Genomic DNA, 23,412 nt, shown 5'->3' on the forward strand with positions numbered 1-23,412 from the left:
CCGTCCCCCTGACGGATCAGGCCTGCTCGCCCTCGGCGGCCGGCGCCTCGGCGACCGGAGCCTCGGCAGCGGGGGCCTCGGCAGCGGGGGCCTCGACCGGGGCCTCAGCGGCCGGCGCCTCAGCGGCGGGGGCCTCGGCAGCGGCCTCGGCGGCCGGAGCCTCGTCCTTCTTCTCGCCCTCGAGCAGGTCACGCTCCCACGCGGCGAGCGGCTCGCCCACGACCTTCTCGCCCTTCTCACCGGTGGCGACGCCGGAACGGGCGATGAGGCCCTCGGCGACGGCGTCGGCGATCACACGGGTGAGCAGGGTGACGGAGCGGATCGCGTCGTCGTTGCCCGGGATCTTGTAGTCGACCTCGTCGGGGTCGCAGTTGGTGTCGAGGATGGCGACGACCGGGATGTTGAGCTTCCGGGCCTCGCCGACCGCGATGTGCTCCTTCTTGGTGTCCACGATCCAGACGGCGCTGGGCACCTTCTGCATCTCGCGGATACCGCCGAGGGTCTTCTCCAGCTTGGCCTTCTCGCGGGAGAGGACCAGCAGCTCCTTCTTGGTCAGACCGGAGGACGCGACGTCCTCGAAGTCGATCTGCTCAAGCTCCTTGAGGCGCTGCAGACGCTTGTAGACGGTGGAGAAGTTGGTGAGCATGCCGCCCAGCCAGCGCTGGTTGACATACGGCATGCCGACGCGGGTGGCCTGCTCGGCGATGGCCTCCTGCGCCTGCTTCTTGGTGCCGACGAACATGACCGTGCCGCCGTGGGCGACGGTCTCCTTGACGAACTCGTAGGCGCGGTCGATGTACGACAGCGACTGGAGCAGGTCGATGATGTAGATGCCGTTGCGCTCGGTGAAGATGAAGCGCTTCATCTTCGGGTTCCAGCGACGGGTCTGGTGACCGAAGTGGACGCCGCTCTCCAGCAGCTCCCGCATCGTGACGACGGCCATGGCCGTATCTCCTTGGGTTTCTCGGTTGTGCCGCGGATTCCGGACGGATTCCGCGCCTGACGCCCGCGTGCGCCGTTGCCACAAAGGACCGAGGGGCGCTGATACGGAGGATCGGACCAAGACCGGCCACTTCGTATCGGGGCGTGCGAAGTCGACCCGATCGCCCGGGTCGCCAGAAGAAGTGTACGGGAACGGCGGAGCGGCGGCTGACGGCAGTGTCCACAACCAGTCAGTAGTCCACGGTCCCGGCCATGATCACCGGGAGCACGGGACGGTGTCCCGCATGCGAACGCCTCACTCGGCTCTCCTGGCGCCCCCGGCCCTGCTGCTCCTCTCGGCTGCCCTGCTGACCTCGACGGCAGCCCTGGCCGCCCCCGCGCCCCGTACGGGCGCCCCGCCGCGCCCCGCCGTCTGGCCGGTGCCCGGCCGGCCCGTGGTCCTGCGCGGCTGGCAGCCCCCGTCGACCCCGTACGGCCGCGGCCACCGCGGCATCGACCTCTCGGCGGCCCCCGGCACACCGATCCGCGCCCCGGCACCCGCCCGGGTGACCTTCGCGGGCCGGGTGGCCGGAACCGGAGTGATCTCCCTGACCCTGGCAGACACCGGCACCCCACCCCTGCGCACCACATTCGAACCGGTCCAGGCCTCGGTCCGAGCGGGCGACCAAGTAACACCGGGCGAGCTGATCGGCACCGCGGAACCCCCGCCCACCCCACCCCATTGCCCCACGTCCTGCCTCCACTGGGGCCTGCTGCGCGGGAGCACGTATCTGAACCCACTGAGCCTGCTGCGCAGGGGGCCGTCGAGGCTGCTGCCGGTGGCGGGGGTGGCGGTGCCTTGAGGGGGGTGGGTGGGGGTGCGGTGCGGGGGCGTTGGCGGGAGTGGGGGCGCGAGGTCCGGCGCAGGGGCGGCCGGGGTCAGGCTCGGATGCCCTGGAGGGCCATCGTGACCGCTGCGTCGCTGATGGCTGTCGGGGCGCCCATGGGGCCCATGTCGCCGAGTTCCATGCGGGCCGCGGCGTCCACGACGCCCTGGAGGAGCATCGCCGCCAGGCGCGGGGTTTCGTGGCCCAGGTCGGCGAGGGCCTGGACGATCATCGTGACCAGGCCGTGGTGGGCGTTGCGGATCTTCTCGCGGGCGGCGGCGTCCAGTTCGCTCTGCGAGATCGCGACGACGGCACGGTGCCGCCGGTCGCCGACCAGCTCCAGCTGTTTGCGGACGTACGCCTCGACCTTGGCCTCGGGCGCCTCCGCCGACTCCATGGCCGCCTCGACCTCGGCGGCCCAGACGGGGAAGTCGACCTCGCAGAGTTCCTGGACCACCGCGGCCCGGGAACGGAAGTACTCGTAGACGGACGAGCGCGCGAGACCCGTCCGCTCGGCCAGGGCCGGGAAGGTCAGCGCCTCCGTTCCGCCCTCGGACAGCAGGGAGCGGGCCGCGTCCAGCAGGGCGGCTCGTTGCATCGACCGGTGCTCGGCCACGGAGGCCGCTCGAATCCTTGGCACATCGACACTCTACGTACCGAACCGCCCCTGGTGGGAGTCGTGGCGCCCGTTCACCGGCCGAACCCTGCCAGCTTCGCTCGCAACTGGAGCACCGATTTGGTGTGGATCTGGCTGACCCGGCTCTCCGTCACGCCCAGCACATTGCCGATCTCGGCGAGCGTGAGGCCCTCGTAGTAGTAGAGCGTGACGACGGTCTTCTCACGGTCCGGCAGGGTGTTGATCGCCCGCGCCAGGAAGCGGCGCAGCTCCCGGTCCTCGGCGACCTCGACCGGGTTGTCGGCGGCGGTGTCCTCCAGGGTGTCCATGAGGCTGAGCCGGTCGCCCCCGTCGCCGCCCACATGCAGCAGCTCCTCCAGCGCCACCACGTTGGCCAGCGACAACTGACTGAAGACGGCGTGCAGTTCGTCGACCGCGATGCCCAGCTCACGGGCCACCTCGGCCTCGCTCGGGGTGCGCCGCAACCGCGCCTCGAGCGTGGCGTAGGCCCGCTCCACGTTCCGCGCCTTCTGCCGCACCGAGCGCGGGATCCAGTCCAGGGCGCGCAGTTCGTCGATCATCGCGCCGCGGATCCGGGTGATCGCGTACGTCTCGAACTTGATCTCCCGGTCGATGTCGAACTTCTCGATCGCATCGATCAGCCCGAACACCCCGGAGGACACGAAGTCGGCCTGCTCCACGTTGGGCGGCAGGCCGACGCTCACCCGGCCCGCCACATATTTCACGAGCGGTGAGTAGTGCAGGATCAGCTGCTCCCGCAACCGCTCGTCCCCCGTCGCCTTGTACGACCGCCACAGCTCGTCGAGCGTCGAGGGGGCGGGCGGCCGCACGCTGCCACCGTCGCGGGCGGCTGGGGGGGCCGCCGCCCGGTCGGACCCGGAGGTGTGCTGGGGCATTCGTCGCCTTGTGCCGTCGAGTGTCGATATTTGCCGGTTGTCTGCCGGAATCCTCGTGAGCGTAGCGTGACTGGAGTGTCGCGGTGTGCGAAGACCGGCACCGGGTCCGTGCGCGGATTCATTCCGCGAGGTGCCCGGTCGAATCACAACGGTCACGCTGTGTCGCCGTCCGTGTAGACCGGGTCCGGAAAAACCCCACGCCACAGCGGTCGATCCGACAGGGCGAACACGCTCGGTCAGCACGGCCCCCGGCCCGCCCGTGCGGAGATCACCGCCTCACGTGTCAACTTCCAGCCACGGCCGTGTCGTTCGACGTAACCAAGTGATCGGAGTTCGTACAGCCGCGCGAGCGCGTCGTCGTCCGTGGTCTGCGCGCCCCGCGCGATCTCGCCGGTCTCCGCCTCCCGGCCGCCGGGCAGCGCGTCCAGGACACGGCGGGCGGCCGGATCCAGCAGGTCGCGCGGGAGGACGGGGCCGCGCCGGTCGGGGGCCAGTTCGCCCATGTCCCCGACCAGTTCGACGACCTCGGCCGCGTCCGTGACCAGGACCGCCTCGGCACGCAGCAGTTCGTGCACCCCGGCGGAGAGCGCGCTGGTGACCGGCCCCGGTACCCCTATCATGTGCCGTCCCAGCCGCCGGGCGGCCCGCGCGGTGACGAGCGAGCCGCTGCGGCAGGCGGCCTCGACGACGACCGTGCCCCGGGTGAGCGCGGCGATCACCCGGTTGCGCAGGACGAACCGGCTCGGCGTCGGATGATCACCGGGCGGCAGTTCCCCCACCACCAGGCCCTGTTGCCCGATCCGGCCGATCAGCTCGGCGTGACCGCGCGGATAGGGCCGGTCGATCCCGCAGGCCAGCACCGCGACGGTCGCCCCGCCCGCGCCCAGCGCGCCCCGGTGCGCGGCCCCGTCGACGCCGTACGCGCCGCCGGACACCACGACCCACCCGTGCTCGGCGAGCCCCGCGGCGAGAGCCGTGGCGACATGCGCGCCGTACTCGGTGCAGGCGCGGGCACCGACGACGGCGACCGAGCGCAGCGCCCACATCCGCAGACTGGGCCGCCCGCGCACCCACAGCCCCAGCGGCCGCCCGTCGCCGAGGTCGTCCAACTGCCCCGGCCACTCCGCGGCGCCGGGCGGCACGAACCGCACGCCCGCCTCCCGGGCCACGGCGAGGTCGTCCTCCGGGCGCGCCCGCTCGGCCCTGGCCAGCAACCCCGCCCACCGTGTGCCGCTCACCCCGGGCAGCGGCGGCCCACCCTCCCGCAGCCGCCGGACCACCTCCCCGGCCCCGCGCTCCCGCACCCACCGCCCGGCGACCTCGTCCCCGGGCTCGACGACCCGGCTGAGAAACACCCGCGCGAGCGTCTCGGCGTCCGCACCACCCCCCTCACCCGGCGTCCCCCAGCCATCACCCATCCCCGGTGCCTCCCTCGCCCTCGACGCATCACCCGTCCTCGGCGCCTCCCTCGCCCTCGGCGTATCCCTCGTTCCCGTCGCACCGCCCGTCCCCGGCGGGTGGTCTCCGCGCGCCGTATCGCCCCCTCCCGGCGCACCCCGTCCGCCTGCCGCGCCGCGGGCCCCCGTCCCCGCTCGCGGGTCCGCGCCCCCGGTCACACCTTCCCCCATGGCCACGTCCACACCGTCTTCCCTGGCTGCGTCCCCGCCCCCGGTCATGTCAGCGCCCCGATGGCCATCGGTACGCCCCGGGGCACCCCGGTCCGCAACTGGAGGGCCAGGGCGACGTCGGTGGCGTCAGGGCGGGGTCGGCCTACTAGGTCGGCGACCGTCCAGGCCACCCGCAGGACGCGGTCGATACCGCGCGCGGTGAGCGCGCCCCGCTCCAGGCTGCGCTCGGCCTCGTCCATGGCGCCCGGCACGGTGTGCCAGCGGGTGCGCAGCTCCCGGCCGGGCACCTCGCTGTTGGTGCGCCACGGGGTGTCCGCGAGCCGGGCGGCGGCCCGCTCCCTGGCCGTACGGACCCGGTCGGCGACCGTTGCGGTGGACTCGCCCCGCGCACCGGGCGCGGTGAGCTCGGCCCGGGTGACCGGGTCGACCTCGACGCGCAGATCGACCCGGTCGAGGAGCGGCCCGGAGAGCCGGGCCTGGTAGCGGCGGATCGCCGAGGGCGGGCACTCGCACAGCGTGTCGCGCTGCGAGAAGCGGCCGCAGGGGCACGGATTGGCCGCGAGCACCATCAGGAACCGCGCAGGGAACCGCACCACGCCCGCGCTGCGCGCGATGACCACGCACCCGGACTCCAGCGGCTGGCGAAGGGCGTCCAGGGTGCGGCTGTGGAACTCGGGCGCCTCGTCGAGGAAGAGCACGCCACGGTGGGCGAGGGCCACCGCGCCGGGCCGGGCGACACCGTTGCCGCCGCCGACGAGGGACTGCATGGTGGCCGAGTGGTGCGGGGCGCAGTAGGGCGGCATGTCGATCAACGGCTTGCCGGGCGGCAGCAGTCCGGCGATCGAGTGGACGGCGGTGACCTCCAGGGATTCCTCGCGGGTGAGCCGGGGCAGTACGGCGGGCAGCCGTTCGGCGAGCATGGTCTTGCCCGCGCCGGGCGGACCTTCGAGGAACAGATGGTGCCCGCCGGCCGCGGCCACCTCCACACCGGTGCGGGCGGTGACCTGGCCGACGACGTCCGCGAGGTCGAGCCCCCGGTCCAGCCAGGCGGCGCCGGAGGCCGCCGCGTCCGCCCCGCTGCCGGGCACCCGGAGTCCGGCGAGCAGCGGATCGGGGCGGCCCTGTTCGTCGGACCGCTCCTCCTCGGGCACCGGTTCGTCGGTCAGGACGGCGATCAGCTGGCGCAGGCTGCGCACGCCGAGCACGGACACCCCCGGCACCAGCGCGGCCTCCGCCGCTGCGCACTCCGGGACCACGACCTGCTCGTACCCGGCGTCGGCCGCCGCCAGCACCGCGGGCAGGATGCCCCGCACCGGCCGCACCCGTCCGTCGAGACCGAGTTCCCCGATCATCACCAGGTCGGTGAGGACCCGGGGGTCGATCCGCTCCGCGGCGCCGAGCACCGCACAGGCGATGGCGAGGTCGAACCCGCTGCCGGCCTTCGGCACCGACGCCGGGCTGAGCCCCACCGTGAGCTTCTTCTGCGGCCACTCGCCGCCCGAGTTGGTCACCGCCGCCCGCACCCGGTCCCGGCTCTCGCTCAGGCTCTTGTCCGGCAGCCCCACCAGCGTGAACGCGGCGACACCGGGCTCCAGGTCGGCCTGGACCTCGACCACCACTCCCTCGACGCCCACCAGCGCCACCGCACAGGTCCGCGCGAACCCCATCTCAGGCCACCCCCCGCGCGTGCTCGACCACGGGCGCGCCGCGCGAAGGCAGCACGACGCCGACCAGGTCGATACGGACGCCGCCCGGCGGGGCTCCGCCGTGTTCCTCGATCCAGCGCGCGGCGAGGGCGCGCAGCCGGTCCGCCTTCCGCGGGGTCACCGCGGCCATCGGGTGCTGGTACCCACCGCCCCGGCGGGTCTTGACCTCGCAGACCACCAGGACATCGCCGTCGCGGGCGACGATGTCGATCTCTCCGGTCCTGCCGCAGCGCCAGTTGCGCTCCAGGACCGTCATCCCGGCCTCGGCCAGCCGCCGCGCGGCCAGCTCCTCGCCGTACCTGCCGAGTGCACTGCGTGCCAGCTGTGCGTCCATGTCGGCACCACCTCCGGCACCGACCGTCCCGCACCGGGCCGACAGAAGTGGATCTTGGTGTGTTACCCGCCGGTTGTGGACAACTCCGCCACCCGTACGAGTGACACCGCCGACGGCAGCAGACGCAGCGTCAATCGCCGCATCAGCTGCCCGGCAGCTCCAGGTCGGTCTTGTTCAGCTCCTCGATGTTCACGTCCTTGAACGTCAGGACGCGCACCTGCTTCACGAACCGAGCCGGCCGGTACATGTCCCACACCCAGGCGTCCGCCATGGACACCTCGAAGAACACCTCGCCCTGCACCGAGTGGACCTGCATCTCGTAGTCATTGGTGAGATAGAAGCGCCGCTCGGTCTCGATCACATATTTGAACAGACCGACGACATCTCGGTACTCCCGGTAGAGCTTGAGCTCCATCTCGGTCTCGTACTTCTCGAGGTCCTCGGCGCTCATGGCATGTTCCCCTTCAGCCGTGCGATCCCACCATTGTGCGCCAGTCCCCTGCGCCCACAGACGATTTCCGGTTCACCACCCTATGCGGGGTCCGCCGGGGCGGTTACCGGACGATTTCCGGATCCAGGGTCATGGGGCCCGCCGGCAGGCCCTCGGCGAGCAGGGTGCGCAGCAGCTCGGCGAGTCTGCTCGGATACACCGTCTCACGCGCCCGGGTCAGTTCACGGCAGGTCCACCAGCGCGCTCCTGCGACACTGCGCCGCTCCAGCTCGGTCAGGGCCCGCGCCTCGATCGCCGTCTGCGTCGTACGGGCCAGGTAGTACCACTCGTCCTGGTCCCAGCGGCGGCCCGCGAACGGGAAGGAGCACATCCGCCGCCACAGCATCGGGCCCAGCTCGACCTCGGTGATCCCGGTCTCCTCGAACAGCTCCCGCAGCGCGGCCTGCTCACGGGTCTCGTCGCCCTCCAGACCGCCGCCCTGGGGTGAACCACCAGTCGTCGGCCGGATCGTCGGGCTGATGGCCGTGCAACAGCAGGATGCGGTCCTCGGGATCGAGCAGCACCACCCGGGCCACCTTGCGCAGCCCGCCCTCGTACGGCTCCTCCCGCGGGAGCGGCACCTCAGCGGGCACCGGCGGCCTCCGGACGGGCTCCACCGCGGGCCCTGGCACGGCCCACCCTCTTGGCGACGGGGCCGTACGCCGCACCACCGAGGATCATCACGGCGCCCACCACGATCAGCAGCACGATCATGCGCAGCGGGCCCGGCTGGGAGAGGCTTCCGAGGGTCTCGAAGCCGGTGGGCCGCTTGAGCATGCCCTTGGCGGGCCACACCACGGCGTCCACCCGTGCCGTCACGGCGCTGCGCGCGACGGTGCCCCGGGCGGCGTCCGTGAGATGGGCGGTGGAGTCCAGCGAGCCCTGGCGTTCGTCACCGAGCAGGAACAGCCGACCCTTGGGGACCGTGACCGTCGGGAAGCCGGTGATCTCGGCCAGGCTGCCCTTGGGCAGATAGGGCTCGTCGATCTCCTTGCCGTTGACGGTCAGCTTGCCGTCGGTGCAGCAGGACACCGTGTCCCCGCCGACCGCGACGACCCGCTTGACCACCGACGCGTTCTTGACCCAACTGGTGTCCTTGAAGACGACCACATCACCGCGCCGCACCTCGGAGCCGTCGATGTGCTGGGCGAGCACCCGGTCGCCGGTCCCGATCGTCGGCGACATCGAACTGGTGGGCACGGTGTACGGCCGGTACACCACCGCCCCCCACACGAAGCCGCCGAGGAACATCACCAGCCCCAGTGCGATGACCAGTCCGGAGAGCCGGTCACCGGTCCGGCTGCCCGCCGGGACCGCGCCGGTGCCGCCACCGTGCGGGGCCGTCTGTGTCGTGCTCTCGCCACCCATGGACCCGCACCCTACCCGTCGGTACCAACCGCGGTCAGCCCCTCTCCGGCGACCGGAACCGAGGGCCTGTCGTCAAATTCCCGTCGTCCGCCCGAAGGAGGCTGGCGGGAATTTGACGACAGGCCCGCGGGGCCCGGTGAGGGTCTCACCGGGCCCCGCGGTCCCTCACGGTCTACGACGCGGACGACGAGACCGGGGTCTCGGTCTCCCGCTCAGCCCGCGCACCGGACGTCCGACGGCGCCGCCACAGCGCCACCGGCACGACCCCGGCCAGGGCCAGGCCCTCCGGGGCGACCGTCAGGGCGGCCGAGGCCGAGGACTGGTCGCCGATGCCGTTCTGGTCGAAGGTGTCCGGGACCGGCAGGGTGCCCCAGCGCGTGATCGGCCACGCCTTCACGATGGCGCGCCCCACGACGTCCTTCACCGGGACCATGCCGTGGTGCTTGTCGGTCTGGTTGTAGCGCGAGTCGCGGGAGTTCTGGCGGTGGTCGCCCATCACCCAGATGTAGCCCTTGGGCACCTTCACCTTGAACTGGCCGCCCTCGGTGTCCTGGCTGCACGGGGTGTTGCCCGGATACACGTACGACTGCTCGTTCAGCGCGTGGCCGTTGACCTTCAGCGGGCCGGTGCCCTTGCACTCCACGGTGTCACCGCCGACGCCGATGACCCGCTTGATCAGGTCCTTCTCCTCCGCGGACGGCATCAGGCCGATCCAGCTGAGGACCTTCTGCGCGGCGTTCGGCTCGGGCGTCGGCTCGCCCTTCAGCCAGTCACCCGGGTCGTGGAAGACGACCACCTCACCGCGCTCCGGCTTGGAGCCGAACCACGGGGTGAGCTTGTCGACGAGCACCCGGTCGCCCTGCTGGAGCGTGTTCTGCATCGAGTCGGACGGGATGGAGAACGCCTGCACCAGAAACGTCTTGATCAGCAGCGCCAGCACCAGCGCGATCAGGATCAGCAGGGGCAGTTCCTTCCAGAACGACCGCGGCCGCGCGGGCCGCCTCGCCGGACGCTCCGGCCCCTGGTCCGGGCCGAAATCCCGGTCGGGGCCCCCGTCGGGGGTCTGGTCGTCCGTCACAGCTCCGTCCTCGGTGTCCCGGGCATGGGTCCCGGAAGTGTCCCGGGCGTCATTCCCGGAGGTCATGACGCCGTCCGCGGCGGGGACGGCGTCCACAGGGTGCCCGCGGTCCTCCTCGCCGTCGTGCCCCGACCGTGCGCCAACCGCCACATCCCCCACGCCAACTCCTCACTCTCTGCCGCCGCCTGCCCCAGATACGGTGCAGGCCCACCACTCCCATAACGAGCGGGAGTTCCGCAGGGGTCGGGAGCTGGACCGTCGCCTTCAAAACGTCCGTAGCAACCCTATGCGACCGCTGGTCGGACGCGGTCGTTCCCGACACGGAGTCCGTCACGCTTGCGAAGGTTTTAGGTTCGTTCAGACTCGTCCAGTGGCCGACGGGCCAGCCGATCCACATGGCACGGCCCACCACCCAGTCCTGGGAGATGGTTCCCTTGTACGGTTTGTCCTGGTGGTACCGGGAGTCCGCGGAGTTTCCGCGGTGGTCGCCCATCACCCACAGCCGCCCCTTGGGGACGGTGATGTCGAACGCCTGCGCAGACGGCGCGTTCCCCGGATACAGATAATCGCCCTCCGTCAACGGCACGCCGTTGACGGTCACCCGGCCCTGGCTGTCACAGCACTTGACGTGGTCGCCGCCGACCCCGATGACCCGCTTGATGAGATCCTTCTCGTTGTCGGAAGGCAGCAGACCGATGAAGGTGAGTGCTTCCTTCACCTGCTTGACGACGATCGGGTCGTTCTTCTTGGTCGTCGGCTCGCCGTCCAGCCAGCCGGCCTCGTCGTGGAAGACGACGACATCGCCCCGCTTGGGCTCGGAGCCGAACCACGGGGTGAACTTGTCGACCAGCACACGGTCACCGATCTGGATCGTCTGCTCCATCGACCCCGAGGGGATCACGAACGCCTGCACCAGGAACGTCTTCAGCACCAGGGCGATCAGCACGGCGACACCCACCAGCAGGGGTATCTCACGGACCGCGCCGCGCCTGCGTTTCCGCTTGACCTTGCGCTGGAGCCTGCGCCGCTCCGCACGCGAACGCCCGGTGGGACCGCTCCCCGCCGAGGAACGCCGCGCCCCGGTGGGCAGCAGACTCTCCGTCCCGAAGGAACTGGCGGGCGGCGTCGGACGGCGCGGCTTGCCCCGGTTACCCACGGGCACCGTCCGCGGCGGGCACTTGTGCATAGGCGCCTGGCCGCTCCAGCCGAGTGGCACGGCCCGGCGGCCATACGATCCAGTCGGCGCGGCCGATCACCGCGCTCACCGGGATCATGCCGCCGCCCGGCGAGCCCAGATGGTCGCGGGAGTCGGCGGAGTCGCTGCGGTGATCCCCGAGGACGAAGACCGTGCCGTGGGGCACGACGACGTCGAAGTCCACCTCGGACGGGCTGTCCCCGGGATGGAGGAACGCCGTCTCGTCCACCGGCCGGCCGTTCACCTCGATCCTGCCCTCCTTGTCGCAGCAGACCACATGGTCGCCTCCCACCCCTACAACGCGCTTCACATAGTCCGCGTGCCCGAAGTAGCCGGTCCCGTCGAACACGATCACATCGCCGCGCTGCGGCCGGGCACCGGAACCGTATGCCAACTTATCTACGAGAACGCGGTCTCCGATCCTCAATCCCGGCTCCATGGATCCGCTGGGAATCTGGAAAGGCTGAGCCACGAATGTGTTCAGGAGCAGCACCGAAACCAGGCAGACGAGGAGGGTGAGGACGATCCGGCCGCCCGGCAGCCAGTCGGCGAGCCGCGCCGACGGACCGGTGGGCCTCAGCCGCAGCCACAGCCGCGACAGCAACGCGGAACGCGACCGCCCCTCCGGCCCCTTGCCGTCCGGGGTCTGCCCGGCGGTGGAAGGGCGGGGGGAGCGGTCGCGCTCCGTCTGCTCTGCTTCGGTGTCCATCGGAGCCAGATGCTATCCGGCCCCGCCGAGGACTCCTGGACGCGCTCAGTTGTCGCGCTTCTCCTTGATCTTCGCCGCCTTGCCGCGCAGGTCGCGCAGGTAGTACAGCTTGGCGCGGCGCACGTCACCACGGGTGACGAGCTCGATCTTCTCGACGATCGGGGTGTGCACCGGGAAGGTGCGCTCGACGCCGACGGAGAACGAGACCTTGCGGACCGTGAAGGTCTCGCGGACACCGGAGCCCTGGCGGCGGATCACCACGCCCTTGAACTGCTGCACACGGGAGCGGTTGCCCTCGATGACGCGCACGTGGACGTTGACGGTGTCACCCGGACGGAAGGCCGGGATGTCGCTGCGCAGCGACGCGGAGTCGACGGTGTCGAGCAGGTGAGACATGTCTGTCTGCTTTCTTCGCCGATGCCACAGGTCATCAGCGGGAACTAGGTGTTCGGTAAGGAGACTGCACGCGGGTCGGGACGGACGTCGTGTCCCCCTGTGGCAGGGGCGCACGCCGGACGGCGCACAACAGCGGTCTATTCTTCCATGCCCTCTGGCCTGGACCAAAATCGGCCGTAGGGCGCCCCCTCCGGGTCGGGAGCCCAGCCCAGGATCGAGAGCATCTCGCGGTCCTTCTTGTCGAAGCCGGCGGGGTCGCAGCGCTCGATGAGATCGGGCCGGTTGGCCGCGGTGCGGCGCAGCGCCTCGTCACGGCGCCAGCGGGCGATCTTCCCGTGGTGGCCACTGAGCAGCACCTCGGGGATGTCCCGGCCGCGCCAGAGCGGCGGCTTGGTGTAGACGGGGCCCTCCAGGAGGCTGGCCATGGCGCCGGGCGCGAAGGAGTCGTCGCGGTGCGACTCGGCATTGCCGAGGACACCGGGCAGCAGCCGGGCCACGGCCTCGGTGACGACCAGGACGGCCGCCTCGCCGCCGGCCAGGACGTAGTCGCCGATGGACACCTCGTAGACCGGCAGCCGGGTGGCGTACTCGTCCATGACACGCCGGTCGATGCCCTCGTAGCGTGCGGGCGTGAAGATCAGCCAGGGCCGCTCGGAGAGCTCCACGGCGAGTTCCTGGGTGAAGGGCCGGCCGCTCGGGGTGGGCACGATGATCGCGGGCGCGTGCGCGCCGTCCTCGTAGCCGTCGGTGAGGACGGTGTCCAGGGCGTCGCCCCAGGGCTCCGTCTTCATGACCATGCCGGGGCCGCCGCCGTACGGCGTGTCGTCGACCGTGTTGTGCCGGTCGTACGTCCACGCCCGCAGGTCGTGCACCCGTACGTCGAGCTGTCCGCGCGCGCGGGCCTTGCCGACCAGGGAGACGTTCAGGGGCTCCAGGTACTCGGGGAAGATCGTGACGACGTCGAGCCGCATCACGCCTCGTCCCGGGCCGGAGCGGTGTCGTCCCCGGCCGAGTCGGTCTTGTCTCCGGCCGAGTCGGTCTTGCCTTCGGTCTTGTCTTCGGCCGGTTCGGTCTTGTCTTCGGCCGGTTCGGTCTCGTCCCGGGCGGAAGCGCTGTGCCCATCAGCGACTTCGTCGCGGGCCGCCCGGTCGTCGATCAGACCGGGGGGCGGGGCGATGACGGCCCTCTGCTCCTCCAGGTCGATCTCCGTGACGATCTCCCCGACGAAGGGGATCATCACCTCGCTGCCGTCGGGCCGCTCGACGATGAAGAGGTCCTGGGAGGGCAGATGCGAGATCTCGGTGATCCGGCCCACCTCCGCCCCGTCCTCGGTCACCACATCGAGGTCGATGAGCTGATGGTCGTAGTACTCGTCCTCCTCCTCGGGCAGCTCCGCCGGGTCGACCTCGGCGATCAGGAGGGTGTTGCGCAGGGCCTCGGCGCCGGTGCGGTCGGCGACGCCCTCGAAGCGCAGCAGCAGCCGGCCGCTGTGCACCCGGCCGGTCTCGATGGTGAGCGGCCCTGCCGAGGGGGGATCGGTGGACAGGACGGCGCCGGGCGCGAGCCGCAGCTCCGGCTCGTCGGTACGGACCTCGACGGTGACCTCGCCCTTGATGCCATGGGCACGGCCGATGCGCGCGACTACCAACTGCACTGTGCTCGGTTCTCCTCATCCACGACCACGGGCCGGGGAGGGCCGATCGGCCCTCCCCGGCCCGAGCCGGTGCTGCTGTGTATTGAAACTCAGCGGACGTGGTCCACGTCGACGAGGTCGACACGGACTCCGCGACCGCCGATGGCACCCACGACGGTGCGCAGGGCGCGCGCGGTACGGCCGTTACGGCCGATCACCTTGCCGAGGTCGTCGGGGTGCACCCGGACCTCGAGCACCCTGCCGCGGCGCAGATTGCGCGAGGCCACCTGTACGTCGTCGGGGTAGTCGACGATGCCCTTCACGAGGTGCTCGAGAGCCTCCTCGAGCATGCTCAGGCCTCGGTCGACTCAGACGAAGACGACTCGGCGGCAGCCTCGTCCTTCTTCTCGGCCTTCTTCTTCTGGGTGATGGCCTCACCCTTGCCGTCGTCGTCGCCGCCGAGAGCCTCGAACGTCGGACGGACGGCCTTGTCGGCCGGCAGCAGCAGCGGAGCCGGGGCGGGCTCGCCCTTGAACTTCTGCCAGTCGCCGGTCTTCTTCAGGATGGCGAGCACGGGCTCGGTCGGCTGGGCGCCGACGGAGAGCCAGTACGCCACGCGCTCGCCGTCGACCTCGATGCGCGACGGGTTCTGCACCGGGTGGTACAGCCCGATCTCCTCGATGGCCCGGCCGTCACGGCGGGTACGGGAGTCGGCGACGACGATGCGGTAGTGAGGCGAACGGATCTTGCCCAGACGCTTCAGCTTGATCTTGACTGCCACGGGAGTGGGTTCTCCTGGTTTGACGGGGTGGGCACAGCGGGATGGCCGCGTGGGGCTGCGGTACCCGAGTGGCCCGATGGACGCGTCAGCCGGAGGAGAGAGGGGTCCTGTGCGGCTGTCGAGTACAGCTAGCCATTGTGCCATACCCTGCGGGTTGCTTTGGCTGGGGGTTTGCTGCGGCTGGGCGCGCTGGATCGGCACCCGGCGCCACGGTGCACGTACGTCGGGTGCGCAGCCCGGCGCTTTCGGGGTGCCGTCCGCGCCCACCCGTGCCTCCCCCAAGCTCTTCGAGCAGGGGGGACCCCCGTGCGGCACGACTGCCCGCGGACTGACGGCCGTCGCCCGTCGGCACCCCTGTGCGTCTTTGGTTGTGTGATGACCGGCGTCCACGAGATGCCGGTGCTCCTTGGTGCCTTACGCCGCGCCTGCCACCTCGGGGATGCGGAAGGGTTTGCCGCAGCCGCCGCAGACGATCGGGGCCTGGGCCAGGACCGACGGGACCACTCGGACGTTACGGCCGCAGTCGCAGACCGCCTTGACACGGACACCGCCGCCGGACGAACCGTGCCGGGCGGCAGGGCCTCGGAAGGTGCGGGTGGTGTCCGCCGCTGTGGCGGCCGTGTGGGCTTTCAGGGCGCGCTGCAACCGCTCGATGGTCGGGCGGTAGCGGCGCTTGGCCTCGGCGTTGAGCGTGACCAGCGAGAAGCCGCTGCTCGGATGCGGCTCCTCGGGGTGGTCCAGGCCCAGCTCCTCGGCGATCGCGAGGAATCGGCGGTTGTGGTAGCGGCCGGCCCGGGAGGTGTCGCGCACCCCGCGGGCGGCGGCGATGCCGTGGACTGCCTCATGGAGCAGCCGCTCGAAGGAGAGTTCGTGACCGCACGCGGACGACGACTCCCCGATCAGGGACTCTGGCGCGGCGAGATCCGGCAGCTCGGGGTGGTACCGCTGAATGTCGGCCCACGCCTCTGCCAGCTCTGCGGCGAGAACAGGTGGTGTCTGTGTCGTGCTCACGTAATGACAACGAGCCGGGGTGCCTCAGTGTTCCGATTCCGGGCCATCCCAAATAATTTGCACGTACCCGTCAGTTTCCACTGATGCGTCCCGACGAGGGCGGGTGCGCTGATCTGCGGAGAAGCCGCACAGCTCGTACCAAGCCGGTACGTAGTCTGACGTAGTCCCGATGTCGGCGCGGCGTCGGCGCGCGGTATCGGCGCGGCCGGGGCCCGAGTGATGACGGTGACGTTACCGCTTACGCCCGCACCGCCCGGAACCGGCCCTTCACCGGCGATCCGGAACGGGTGCCCCCGCCATGGCCTGATGCTACGGCCCCAGGTAACCGGCATGTGAAATCTGGCCACCTGGCCCGCCGGACGGCATCCCGGGCTCCGCAACCCCTGGACGACCGGTCGGACGGGGAGTTACCTGGCATACGGGAACACCCACGGGGGATCGCAAGCGCGTAGCACGGGGTCCAGACACGGGAACACCCGTGCACCTTCGGCAGATTGGGGCGCTTACTGATGACACCTACGCTCGTGCGGCACCATCTGCCTCACGCGGGGCCCGCGCCCCGGGTGGACCTGTGTGCACGCGCGCGTGACTGGTCGGAGATCCAGGAGCGAATGCTCGTACCGCTCTACGAAGCCGTCTACGAACGGCTCGAAGTGGGCCCCGGAACCCGGCTGCTGGGCCTCGGCTGCGGTTCCGGACTCGCCCTGCTGATGGGGGCGTCCAGAGGAGCCGCGATCACCGGAGTCGATTCCTCCCCCGAACGGCTCGCCCTCGCGCGGGCCCGCCTCCAGTCCGATGCCCGCGGCCCGCGCGCGCGGGTGGCCGCCCGGATCGTCGAGGGCTCCGCCCGAAGCGCGGCCGACACCGAGACACCCCCGTACACCCTGGTGACCGCCTTCGAACCCGTCGGCTGCCGCGCGGGCGACACCCAACGGCTGGAGGCGCAGCTCACGGCCGCGGCACCGCTCGCCGAGCGCGGGACGCCGGTGGTGGTGGTCGGCTGGGGACCGCCGGAGCGCTGCTCCACCTCCGATGTGCTGCGGGTGGCCGCCGCGCCGGCGGAGGCGGCGACGCGCGGCACGGGCTGCTGGCGGCCCGCCCTGCGTGACGACCTGGAGGAGGTCGCCGAGCGCGCCGGGCTGCGGCCGGACGGCTCGGGGCGGGTGGCGTGCCCGTTCGGCTACGCCGACACGGACAGCGCCGTACGCGGCCTGATGTCCACGGGCCTGTTCGACCGGGCCGTGGCCGCGGCGGACCAGACACAGGTCGGCAAGGAACTGGCGGAGGCTCTTCAGCCGTTCGTGCGGCGGGGCGGCACCGTGTGGATGCCGAACGTCTTCCGCTATCTCATCGCCCGGGTTCCGTAGCCTCCAGCCTCCGGCGGGCTACCCGACGCGGGATCCGGCGCAACCGCTGCCGCGCGGCCATGCGCATCGTCGTGCGTTGTTGGTGCGCAGCCCGGCGCTATCGGGTTGCCGTCCGCGCCCACCCGTGCCGCCCCAGCGGCACGACTGCCCGCGGGCTGACGGCGGTCGACTGCCGGATGTCGGTACGAAACGGGGGCGCCCCCTGTATGGAGGGCGCCCCCGGCATACAACCGTGTGCGGGCTGGTCAGCCCATGAACTTCTTGAACTCCTCCGGGAGTTCGAAGTCCTGGCCGCCCTGCTGCGGCAGCCCGAGCGCGTTGCCGCCCTGGGCTGCTGCCGCGCGGCGGGCGGCGGCCTCCTGCTCCTGCTGCTTGCGCTTCATCGGGTTGCCGGAGCGCTGCTTGCCCTTGGCCTGCTTCGGCTGCTTCTTGGAACGGCCGGGGCCGCCGCCCATGCCCGGGATCCCCGGCATACCCGGCATCCCGCCGCCCTGCGCCATCCGGGACATCATCTTGCGGGCCTCGAAGAACCGTTCGACCAGATTCTTCACGGCGCTGACCTCGACACCGGAACCACGGGCGATACGGGCGCGGCGGGAGCCGTTGATGATCGTCGGTTCCTGGCGCTCGGCCGGGGTCATCGACTTGATGATCGCGGCGGTGCGGTCGACGTCGCGCTCGTCGAGGTTGTTGATCTGGTCCTTGATCTGGCCCATGCCCGGCAACATGCCCAAGAGCTTGCTGATCGACCCCATTTTCCTGACCTGCTCCATCTGAGCCAGGAAGTCGTCCAGGGTGAAGTCCTGGCCCTTCTTCGACGCCAGCTTGGAGGCCATCTTCTGGGCCTCTTCCTGGCTGAACGTCTTTTCCGCCTGCTCGATCAGGGTGAGCAGGTCACCCATGTCGAGGATGCGGGAGGCCATCCGGTCCGGGTGGAACGCGTCGAAGTCGTCGAGCTTCTCGCCGTTCGACGCGAACATGATCGGCTTACCGGTGATCTGCCGGATCGACAGGGCGGCACCACCGCGGGCGTCGCCGTCGAGCTTGGACAGCACCACACCGTCGAAGCCCACGCCGTCGCGGAACGCCTCGGCCGTGTTGACGGCGTCCTGACCGATCATCGCGTCGACGACGAAAAGGATCTCGTCCGGTCGAGTCACATCGCGGATGTCCGCCGCCTGCTGCATCATCTCCTGGTCGATGCCCAGGCGGCCGGCGGTGTCAACGATCACGATGTCGTGGACCTTGGACTTCGCGTAGTCGAGGGAGTCCTTGGCGACCTTGACCGGGTCGCCGACCCCGTTGCCCGGCTCGGGCGCGTAGACCGCGACACCGGCCCGCTCGGCGACGACGCTGAGCTGGTTGACGGCGTTGGGGCGCTGGAGGTCTGCGGCGACGAGCAGCGGGGAGTGGCCCTGCTCCTTCAGCCAGTGGCCCAGCTTGCCCGCGAGCGTGGTCTTACCGGCACCTTGGAGACCGGCCAGCATAATAACGGTCGGCGGCTGCTTGGCGAAGCGCAGGCGCCGGGTCTCACCGCCGAGGATGGTGACCAACTCGTCATTGACGATTTTGAGGACCTGCTGCGCGGGGTTGAGGGCCTTGGAGACCTCGCTCCCGAGGGCCCTCTCCTTCACGTTCTTGATGAAGGTGCGCACGACGGGCAGCGCCACGTCCGCTTCGAGCAGCGCGATGCGGATCTCACGGGCCGTGGCGTCGATGTCCGCCTCGGACAGCCGTCCTTTGCCGCGCAGGTTCTTGAAAGTCGCTGAGAGGCGATCGGAGAGAGTATCGAACACGGCGGCGTCGGTCCTCGGGGTCGGAGTCGTTTCGGGGCTGCCCTCCAGAGTATCCGGCCCGGCAGGCAAATCGTCCCCGCCAGCTGTATGCAGCGGGCGGGGACACGCCCCCGCGCGTGCGGGGAGCACGTGGCGTCCATGTCGGCCTCGCAAAGCCTGCCCGGACGACCCCCGCACCAGCGGGGAGCACTCCCGGTAAACGCGTGACACGACCCCAAGGTCACGCCCGCAACGTCTCCTCCAGCTTCCGCGCCACCGCCTCCGCCTCCTGCACCGGCAGGGGTGAGCCCGTGGGCATCGTCACGTAAAAAGCATCGACCGCGTTGGCGCCCAGGGTCGAGACATGGGCGCTGCGGACCCGCACCCCCGCGTCCTCCAGGGCGCGGCCGATGCGGAAGAGCAGGCCGGGGGCGTCCTGGGCGCGGACCTCGATCACCGTGGCGTGCCGGGAGGCGGCCGGGGCGACCTTCACGCGGGGCGGCGGGGCGATGACGCCCCGGCGGCGCGGGTAGGCGGCGTCGCGTTCGGCGAGGCGGGCGGCGATGTCGAGGGAGCCGTCCAGGGCCCGTACCAGGTCGGCGCGGAGCCGGGCGGCCTGTGGCAGGGAGCCGTACTCGGCCGCGACGCGCCAGTCGAGCAGCAGCACGGAGCCGTTGTCGCCGAAGCCGTCGGGCATGTCGAGGGCGCGTAGTTCGGCGGTGCGGACGGTCAGCCGGTGCACGGCGAGGACGCCGGACACCGAGGGCAGCACGCCCGGCTGGTCCGGTACGGCGATCAGCAGCTCCACGCCGAGCGGTTCGGGGGCGCCGGTGGGCTCGTCGTCGGTGGGCGGCTCGGTCTGGGCGCGCAGTGCGAGCACGGGTCCGCCGGTGCGGAAGGCCTCGACGGCGAGCCGTTCCTGTTCGGCGGTGGGCGCGCCGGGCTCGGGTTCGTCGAGGGCGTCGCCGGCGAGCAGTGCGGAGACCCGGCGGACGAGTTCGGCGACGAGGGAGCCGCGCCAGGAGGACCAGGCGGCGGGGCCGGTGGCGAGGGCGTCGGCCTCGGTGAGGGCGTGCAGCAGTTCCAGGGTGCTCTGGGTGCCGACGAGGTCGGCGACCGCGCGCACGGTGGCCGGGTCCTCCAGGTCGCGCCGGGTGGCGGTCTCGACGAGCAGCAGGTGGTGGCGTACGAGTACGGCGAGTACGGCGACGTCGGCGCGGTCGAAGCCGATGCGGGTGGCGACGTCCTTGGCGATGATCTCGCCGGCCACGGAGTGGTCGCCCGGCCAGCCCTTGCCGATGTCGTGGAGCAGCGCGGCGACGAGGAGGAGGTCGGGTCGGCTGACCCGGCGCGTGAACTCGGAGGCGCGGACTGCGGTCTCGATGAGGTGGCGGTCGACGGTCCAGACGTGGACGGCGTTGCGCTGGGGGCGGCAGCGGACCCGCTCCCAGTCGGGCAGCAGGCGGGTGATCAGTCCCTCGGCCTCCAGGGCTTCCCAGACCTCGACGGTGGGATGGCCGGAGCCGAGCAGGGTGACGAGCTGTTCGCGGGCCTCGGCGGGCCAGGGGGTGGGCAGCGGGCGCACGGTGCCGGCGAGGTGCCGTACGGCGTGCAGGGAGAGCGGGAGTCCGGCCTGGGCGGCGGCGGCCGCGGCGCGCAGCGGGAGGACGGGGTCGCGGTCGGGGCGGGCGGCGCGGGCGAGCACGACCTCGCCGTCCTGTTCGACGACGCCCTCGGCGAGCGGGGAGCGGTCGGGCACCGGTTTGCCGCCGCCGAGCATGGCGCGCAGCCGGGGCCGTACGGCGCGGGAGCGCAGGACACGGCCGACTTCGCGCCAGGTGACGTCGCTGGCGTAGGAGATGACGCGGGCGGCCTCGTAGACCTGGCGGAGCAGGGTGTCGGCGTCGAGGAGGCCGAGTTCGGCGGCGACCTGGTCCTGCTCCTGGAGGGCGAGGCGGTCGGTGGCGCGGCCGGTGGTCAGATGGAGGGCGTCGCGTACGTCGAGGAGGCGGCGGCGGGCGTCGTCGAGGCCTTCGCGGGGGGCGTCGGCGAGCCAGGAGGCGGCGACGGCGCGCAGGGCGGTGGCGTCGCGCAGTCCGCCGCGGGCCTCCTTGAGGTCGGGTTCGAGGAGGTACTGGAGTTCGCCCTGGCGTGCGGCGCGTTCGGCGCACAGCTCCTGGAGCTGGGGGAGACGTTTCGGCGCCTGGTTGCGCCAGTCTGCGAGGACGGCGGTGCGCAGTGCGGCGGTGAGGCCGAGGTCGCCGGCGAGGTGGCGGGCGTCGAGGAGGCCGAGCTGGACCTTGAGGTCGTCGCCGGCGGTCCTGCGGGCCTCGGCGGGGGTGCGGACGGAGTGGTCGAGGGCGAGGCCTAGGTCCCAGACGGGGTACCAGAGGCGGTCGGCGACGGCGGCGATGGTCTTGGGGTCGCCGCCGTCGTGCAGCAGGAGGAGGTCGAGGTCGCTGCGCGGGGAGAGTTCGCCGCGTCCGTAGCCGCCGACGGCGACGAGGCTGACGCCCTTGAGGCCCTGGGCGGCGGTGGTGAAGAGCCCGGTGAGCCAGCCGTCGGTCAGCTCGCTGAGGGCGGTGCGGCGCGGCGGCCCGGTCCGCGCCCCCTCCTGGAGGAGGCGCAGCCGGGCCGCCGCGTAGCCGCCGGATCCCGAATCCTCTGTTTCGTTGTGCACGTGCGTGCCCGTCACCCGGCGACTCCTGTTCTTCTGCTGGTCAGAGCGCGTCGGGGCCGCGCTCGCCGGTGCGTACCCGGACGGCCGTCTCGACCGGGAGGCACCACACCTTGCCGTCACCGATCTTGCCGGTGCGGGCGGCCTTGACGATGACGTCGATCAGCTGCTCGGCGTCGTCGTCCTCGGCCAGGACCTCGATGCGGATCTTGGGGACCAGGTCGACCGTGTACTCGGCACCCCGGTAGACCTCGGTGTGTCCCCGCTGGCGACCGTAGCCGCTGGCCTCGGTGACGGTCAGCCCGTGTACTCCGAAGGCCTGGAGGGCTTCCTTGATCTCGTCGAGCCGGTGAGGCTTCACGACGGCGGTGATGAGCTTCATGCGTCCACCTTCTTGCTCTGCGTCGTGCCCTGCGCCGTGGCCGGGGCGGGTGCGGCGGAGCTGCCGACGATGCCGCCGCCCGTGCCGCTGAAGTCGTATGCGGTCTCGGCGTGCTCGGCCTGGTCGATGCCGGACACCTCTTCGTCCTCGCTGACCCGCATGCCGATGGTCTTGTCGAGGAGGAAGGCGAGGACCGCGGAGACGATCAGGGAGTAGGCGAGGACGGCGAAGACTCCGGCGCACTGGATCCAGAACTGGTGCATCCCGCCGCCGTAGAACAGGCCCTTGACGTCCGACTGGCCCTTGCCGCTGGCGAGGAGGCCGATGAGGAGGGAGCCGGTGATGCCGCCGACCATGTGGACGCCGACGACGTCGAGGGAGTCGTCGTAGTTGAAGCGGAACTTCAGGCCGACGGCCGAGGCGCAGGCGACACCGGCGACGGCGCCGACGGCGATCGCGCCGAGCGGGGAGACCGCGCCGCCGGAGGGGGTGATGGCGACGAGGCCGGCGACTGCGCCGGAGGCGGCACCGAGGGTGGTGCAGGCGCCGTGGCGGATCTTCTCGTAGCCGAGCCAGGCGAGCATGGCGGCGCCGGTGGCGATCTGGGTGTTGACGAACATCAGCGGGCCGACGCCGTCGTCGTTGCCGAGCCAGGATCCGGCGTTGAAGCCGAACCAGCCGAACCACAGGAGGCCCGCGCCGAGCATGACCAGCGGGAGGCTGTGCGGGCGCATCGGGTCTCTCTTGAAGCCGACGCGCTTGCCGATGACGAGGATCACGCCGAGTGCCGCGGCGCCCGCGTTGATGTGGACCGCCGTTCCGCCCGCGAAGTCGATCACGCCGAGTTCGTAGGCCCAGCCGCCGGTGCCCCAGACCCAGTGGGCGACCGGGAAGTACACGATGGTGGCCCACAGCAGCAGGAACAGGGTCCAGGCGCTGAACTTGACTCTGTCCGCGAGGGCGCCGCTTATCAGGGCCGGTGTGATGATCGCGAACATCATCTGGAAGACGGCGAAGACGAACACCGGGATGGTGTAGCCCGGCCACAGGTCCATCTTGTCGATGCCGGCCCAGCCGACGTAATCACCGGTCCAGCCGATGAGGGAGCCGTGGTCGGTGCCGAAGCTCATGGAGAAGCCGTAGAGCACCCAGAGGATGGTCACGACACCCATGCTGATGAAGCTCATCATCAGCATGTTGAGGGTGGACTTGACCCGGACCATGCCTCCGTAGAAGAAGGCCAGTCCGGGAGTCATGATCAACACCAGGGCGGATGCGATGAGCATGAAGCCGGTGTTCGCGGATGACAGCTTGGGTGCTTCCGCGGCAAGCGTGATGGCTGGTGCCATCGGCGTCTCCTCGTCGGTTGGTACGGCCCCGTGCGGGCGAAGCCTGAGCGGTCCGGTCAGTGAGGGGTGGGCCGGTTATGCGCCATGAGAATTTCGCAGCGCCGTTTCGGTCGACGCCCCTCGTTGTTTCGCCGCAGTGACGAAGGCGCCTTGCGTGTTACGGGTGAATGAACTGCCGGATGCGGGGCGTTT

The 23,412-nt window shown here is 71.2% G+C and carries 23 protein-coding genes and 1 pseudogene; 2 read left to right on the forward strand and 22 right to left on the reverse strand.

Translation table 11 applies throughout. The features are described from left to right. Positions 1-16 precede the first annotated feature (16 nt). Positions 17-943 carry a 30S ribosomal protein S2 gene (gene rpsB / locus ACSYGN_RS11255; protein WP_460394453.1) on the reverse strand — a complete coding sequence of 309 codons (927 nt, stop codon included), beginning with the start codon at positions 941-943 and terminating at the stop codon, positions 17-19. A gap of 283 nt (positions 944-1,226) precedes the next feature. On the opposite strand from rpsB, the gene ACSYGN_RS11260 reads away from it, so the two are divergent. After that, entirely contained in the window at positions 1,227-1,784 is a 558-nt protein-coding gene (locus ACSYGN_RS11260; protein WP_460394455.1) for a murein hydrolase activator EnvC family protein, read from the forward strand. 76 nt (positions 1,785-1,860) lie between these two features. Here the strand turns inward: ACSYGN_RS11260 and ACSYGN_RS11265 are convergent, their stop codons facing one another. The 17 genes and pseudogenes from ACSYGN_RS11265 to ACSYGN_RS11345 form a co-directional block, all read right to left on the reverse strand. Continuing rightward, complete coding sequence (locus ACSYGN_RS11265; RefSeq protein WP_460403382.1) at positions 1,861-2,424, reverse strand: TetR/AcrR family transcriptional regulator; 564 nt, start codon at positions 2,422-2,424, stop codon at positions 1,861-1,863. A 74-nt stretch (positions 2,425-2,498) separates the two neighbouring features. Beyond that, positions 2,499-3,341 carry an RNA polymerase sigma factor WhiG gene (gene whiG, locus ACSYGN_RS11270; RefSeq protein ID WP_460394457.1) on the reverse strand — a complete coding sequence of 281 codons (843 nt, stop codon included), beginning with the start codon at positions 3,339-3,341 and terminating at the stop codon, positions 2,499-2,501. A gap of 236 nt (positions 3,342-3,577) precedes the next feature. Next, positions 3,578-4,759: a DNA-processing protein DprA gene (gene dprA / locus ACSYGN_RS11275; RefSeq protein WP_460394459.1), complete on the reverse strand. Its 1,182-nt coding sequence runs from the start codon at positions 4,757-4,759 to the stop codon at positions 3,578-3,580. A gap of 254 nt (positions 4,760-5,013) precedes the next feature. Further along, on the reverse strand, positions 5,014-6,636 hold the full coding sequence (locus ACSYGN_RS11280) for a YifB family Mg chelatase-like AAA ATPase (RefSeq protein WP_460394461.1): 1,623 nt from the start codon (positions 6,634-6,636) through the stop codon (positions 5,014-5,016). Between the two features lies 1 nt (position 6,637). Next, complete coding sequence (locus ACSYGN_RS11285; RefSeq protein ID WP_460394463.1) at positions 6,638-7,009, reverse strand: YraN family protein; 372 nt, start codon at positions 7,007-7,009, stop codon at positions 6,638-6,640. A 142-nt stretch (positions 7,010-7,151) separates the two neighbouring features. Further along, entirely contained in the window at positions 7,152-7,460 is a 309-nt protein-coding gene (locus ACSYGN_RS11290) for a DUF2469 domain-containing protein (RefSeq protein ID WP_008737534.1), read from the reverse strand. 103 nt (positions 7,461-7,563) lie between these two features. Then, a pseudogene (locus ACSYGN_RS11295) lies at positions 7,564-8,092 on the reverse strand (NUDIX hydrolase). Beyond that, complete coding sequence (gene lepB / locus ACSYGN_RS11300) at positions 8,082-8,867, reverse strand: signal peptidase I (protein WP_460394466.1); 786 nt, start codon at positions 8,865-8,867, stop codon at positions 8,082-8,084. The pseudogene ACSYGN_RS11295 and the gene lepB (ACSYGN_RS11300) overlap by 11 nt, the downstream one beginning before the upstream one ends. 172 nt (positions 8,868-9,039) lie before the next feature. Beyond that, the gene (gene lepB, locus ACSYGN_RS11305; RefSeq protein WP_460394468.1) at positions 9,040-10,104 is read right to left on the reverse strand and encodes a signal peptidase I; all 1,065 of its coding nucleotides are present in this window, start codon (positions 10,102-10,104) and stop codon (positions 9,040-9,042) included. Next, on the reverse strand, positions 9,995-11,101 hold the full coding sequence (gene lepB / locus ACSYGN_RS11310; protein ID WP_460394470.1) for a signal peptidase I: 1,107 nt from the start codon (positions 11,099-11,101) through the stop codon (positions 9,995-9,997). Before lepB (ACSYGN_RS11310) ends, lepB (ACSYGN_RS11305) begins: the two co-directional genes overlap by 110 nt. Continuing rightward, the gene (gene lepB / locus ACSYGN_RS11315) at positions 11,094-11,849 is read right to left on the reverse strand and encodes a signal peptidase I (RefSeq protein WP_460394472.1); all 756 of its coding nucleotides are present in this window, start codon (positions 11,847-11,849) and stop codon (positions 11,094-11,096) included. Before lepB (ACSYGN_RS11315) ends, lepB (ACSYGN_RS11310) begins: the two co-directional genes overlap by 8 nt. Positions 11,850-11,894: 45 nt before the next feature. Further along, entirely contained in the window at positions 11,895-12,245 is a 351-nt protein-coding gene (gene rplS, locus ACSYGN_RS11320) for a 50S ribosomal protein L19 (protein ID WP_351248863.1), read from the reverse strand. Positions 12,246-12,382: 137 nt separating this feature from the next. Further along, positions 12,383-13,216 carry a tRNA (guanosine(37)-N1)-methyltransferase TrmD gene (gene trmD / locus ACSYGN_RS11325; RefSeq protein WP_460394475.1) on the reverse strand — a complete coding sequence of 278 codons (834 nt, stop codon included), beginning with the start codon at positions 13,214-13,216 and terminating at the stop codon, positions 12,383-12,385. Beyond that, positions 13,216-13,899 (reverse strand): ribosome maturation factor RimM, encoded by a 684-nt coding sequence (gene rimM, locus ACSYGN_RS11330; RefSeq protein ID WP_460394477.1) that lies wholly within the window; start codon positions 13,897-13,899, stop codon positions 13,216-13,218. The genes trmD and rimM overlap by 1 nt, the downstream gene beginning before the upstream one ends. Positions 13,900-13,988: 89 nt before the next feature. Next, positions 13,989-14,228: an RNA-binding protein gene (locus ACSYGN_RS11335; protein ID WP_033526925.1), complete on the reverse strand. Its 240-nt coding sequence runs from the start codon at positions 14,226-14,228 to the stop codon at positions 13,989-13,991. A gap of 2 nt (positions 14,229-14,230) precedes the next feature. After that, the gene (gene rpsP / locus ACSYGN_RS11340; protein ID WP_460394479.1) at positions 14,231-14,659 is read right to left on the reverse strand and encodes a 30S ribosomal protein S16; all 429 of its coding nucleotides are present in this window, start codon (positions 14,657-14,659) and stop codon (positions 14,231-14,233) included. Positions 14,660-15,073: 414 nt separating this feature from the next. After that, entirely contained in the window at positions 15,074-15,670 is a 597-nt protein-coding gene (locus ACSYGN_RS11345) for a hypothetical protein (RefSeq protein ID WP_460394481.1), read from the reverse strand. Between the two features lie 509 nt (positions 15,671-16,179). Between ACSYGN_RS11345 and ACSYGN_RS11350 the strand changes: the two genes are divergently transcribed. After that, positions 16,180-17,037, forward strand: coding sequence for a methyltransferase domain-containing protein (locus ACSYGN_RS11350; protein WP_460394483.1), 858 nt, complete (start codon positions 16,180-16,182; stop codon positions 17,035-17,037). Positions 17,038-17,282: 245 nt separating this feature from the next. On the opposite strand, the gene ffh is transcribed toward ACSYGN_RS11350, so the two are convergent. The 4 genes from ffh to ACSYGN_RS11370 all read right to left on the reverse strand — a co-directional run bounded on the left by ffh (position 17,283) and on the right by ACSYGN_RS11370 (position 23,220). Continuing rightward, on the reverse strand, positions 17,283-18,833 hold the full coding sequence (gene ffh, locus ACSYGN_RS11355; protein WP_460394485.1) for a signal recognition particle protein: 1,551 nt from the start codon (positions 18,831-18,833) through the stop codon (positions 17,283-17,285). Between the two features lie 220 nt (positions 18,834-19,053). Then, positions 19,054-21,507, reverse strand: coding sequence for a [protein-PII] uridylyltransferase (locus tag ACSYGN_RS11360; RefSeq protein ID WP_460394487.1), 2,454 nt, complete (start codon positions 21,505-21,507; stop codon positions 19,054-19,056). Positions 21,508-21,532: 25 nt separating this feature from the next. Further along, positions 21,533-21,871, reverse strand: coding sequence for a P-II family nitrogen regulator (locus ACSYGN_RS11365; protein ID WP_360958503.1), 339 nt, complete (start codon positions 21,869-21,871; stop codon positions 21,533-21,535). Continuing rightward, positions 21,868-23,220, reverse strand: a complete 1,353-nt coding sequence (locus ACSYGN_RS11370) for an ammonium transporter (protein WP_460394489.1) — start codon at positions 23,218-23,220, stop codon at positions 21,868-21,870. The genes ACSYGN_RS11365 and ACSYGN_RS11370 overlap by 4 nt, the downstream gene beginning before the upstream one ends. Positions 23,221-23,412 lie beyond the last annotated feature (192 nt).

Source organism: Streptomyces sp. YIM S03343 (assembly GCF_054729195.1).

What these genes read in the sequence shown, in the direction of transcription:
- rplS (WP_351248863.1), bottom strand. Translation starts at nt 12,245, where the DNA reads ATGTCTCACCTGCTCGACACCGTCGACTCCGCGTCGCTGCGCAGCGAC.
- whiG (WP_460394457.1), bottom strand. Translation starts at nt 3,341, where the DNA reads ATGCCCCAGCACACCTCCGGGTCCGACCGGGCGGCGGCCCCCCCAGCC.
- ACSYGN_RS11350 (WP_460394483.1), top strand. Translation starts at nt 16,180, where the DNA reads ATGACACCTACGCTCGTGCGGCACCATCTGCCTCACGCGGGGCCCGCG.
- rpsB (WP_460394453.1), bottom strand. Translation starts at nt 943, where the DNA reads ATGGCCGTCGTCACGATGCGGGAGCTGCTGGAGAGCGGCGTCCACTTC.
- dprA (WP_460394459.1), bottom strand. Translation starts at nt 4,759, where the DNA reads ATGGGTGATGGCTGGGGGACGCCGGGTGAGGGGGGTGGTGCGGACGCC.
- trmD (WP_460394475.1), bottom strand. Translation starts at nt 13,216, where the DNA reads ATGCGGCTCGACGTCGTCACGATCTTCCCCGAGTACCTGGAGCCCCTG.
- lepB (WP_460394466.1), bottom strand. Translation starts at nt 8,867, where the DNA reads ATGGGTGGCGAGAGCACGACACAGACGGCCCCGCACGGTGGCGGCACC.
- ACSYGN_RS11260 (WP_460394455.1), top strand. Translation starts at nt 1,227, where the DNA reads ATGCGAACGCCTCACTCGGCTCTCCTGGCGCCCCCGGCCCTGCTGCTC.
- ACSYGN_RS11335 (WP_033526925.1), bottom strand. Translation starts at nt 14,228, where the DNA reads ATGCTCGAGGAGGCTCTCGAGCACCTCGTGAAGGGCATCGTCGACTAC.
- ACSYGN_RS11280 (WP_460394461.1), bottom strand. Translation starts at nt 6,636, where the DNA reads ATGGGGTTCGCGCGGACCTGTGCGGTGGCGCTGGTGGGCGTCGAGGGA.
- ACSYGN_RS11370 (WP_460394489.1), bottom strand. Translation starts at nt 23,220, where the DNA reads ATGGCACCAGCCATCACGCTTGCCGCGGAAGCACCCAAGCTGTCATCC.
- lepB (WP_460394472.1), bottom strand. Translation starts at nt 11,849, where the DNA reads ATGGACACCGAAGCAGAGCAGACGGAGCGCGACCGCTCCCCCCGCCCT.
- ACSYGN_RS11365 (WP_360958503.1), bottom strand. Translation starts at nt 21,871, where the DNA reads ATGAAGCTCATCACCGCCGTCGTGAAGCCTCACCGGCTCGACGAGATC.
- ACSYGN_RS11290 (WP_008737534.1), bottom strand. Translation starts at nt 7,460, where the DNA reads ATGAGCGCCGAGGACCTCGAGAAGTACGAGACCGAGATGGAGCTCAAG.
- ACSYGN_RS11285 (WP_460394463.1), bottom strand. Translation starts at nt 7,009, where the DNA reads ATGGACGCACAGCTGGCACGCAGTGCACTCGGCAGGTACGGCGAGGAG.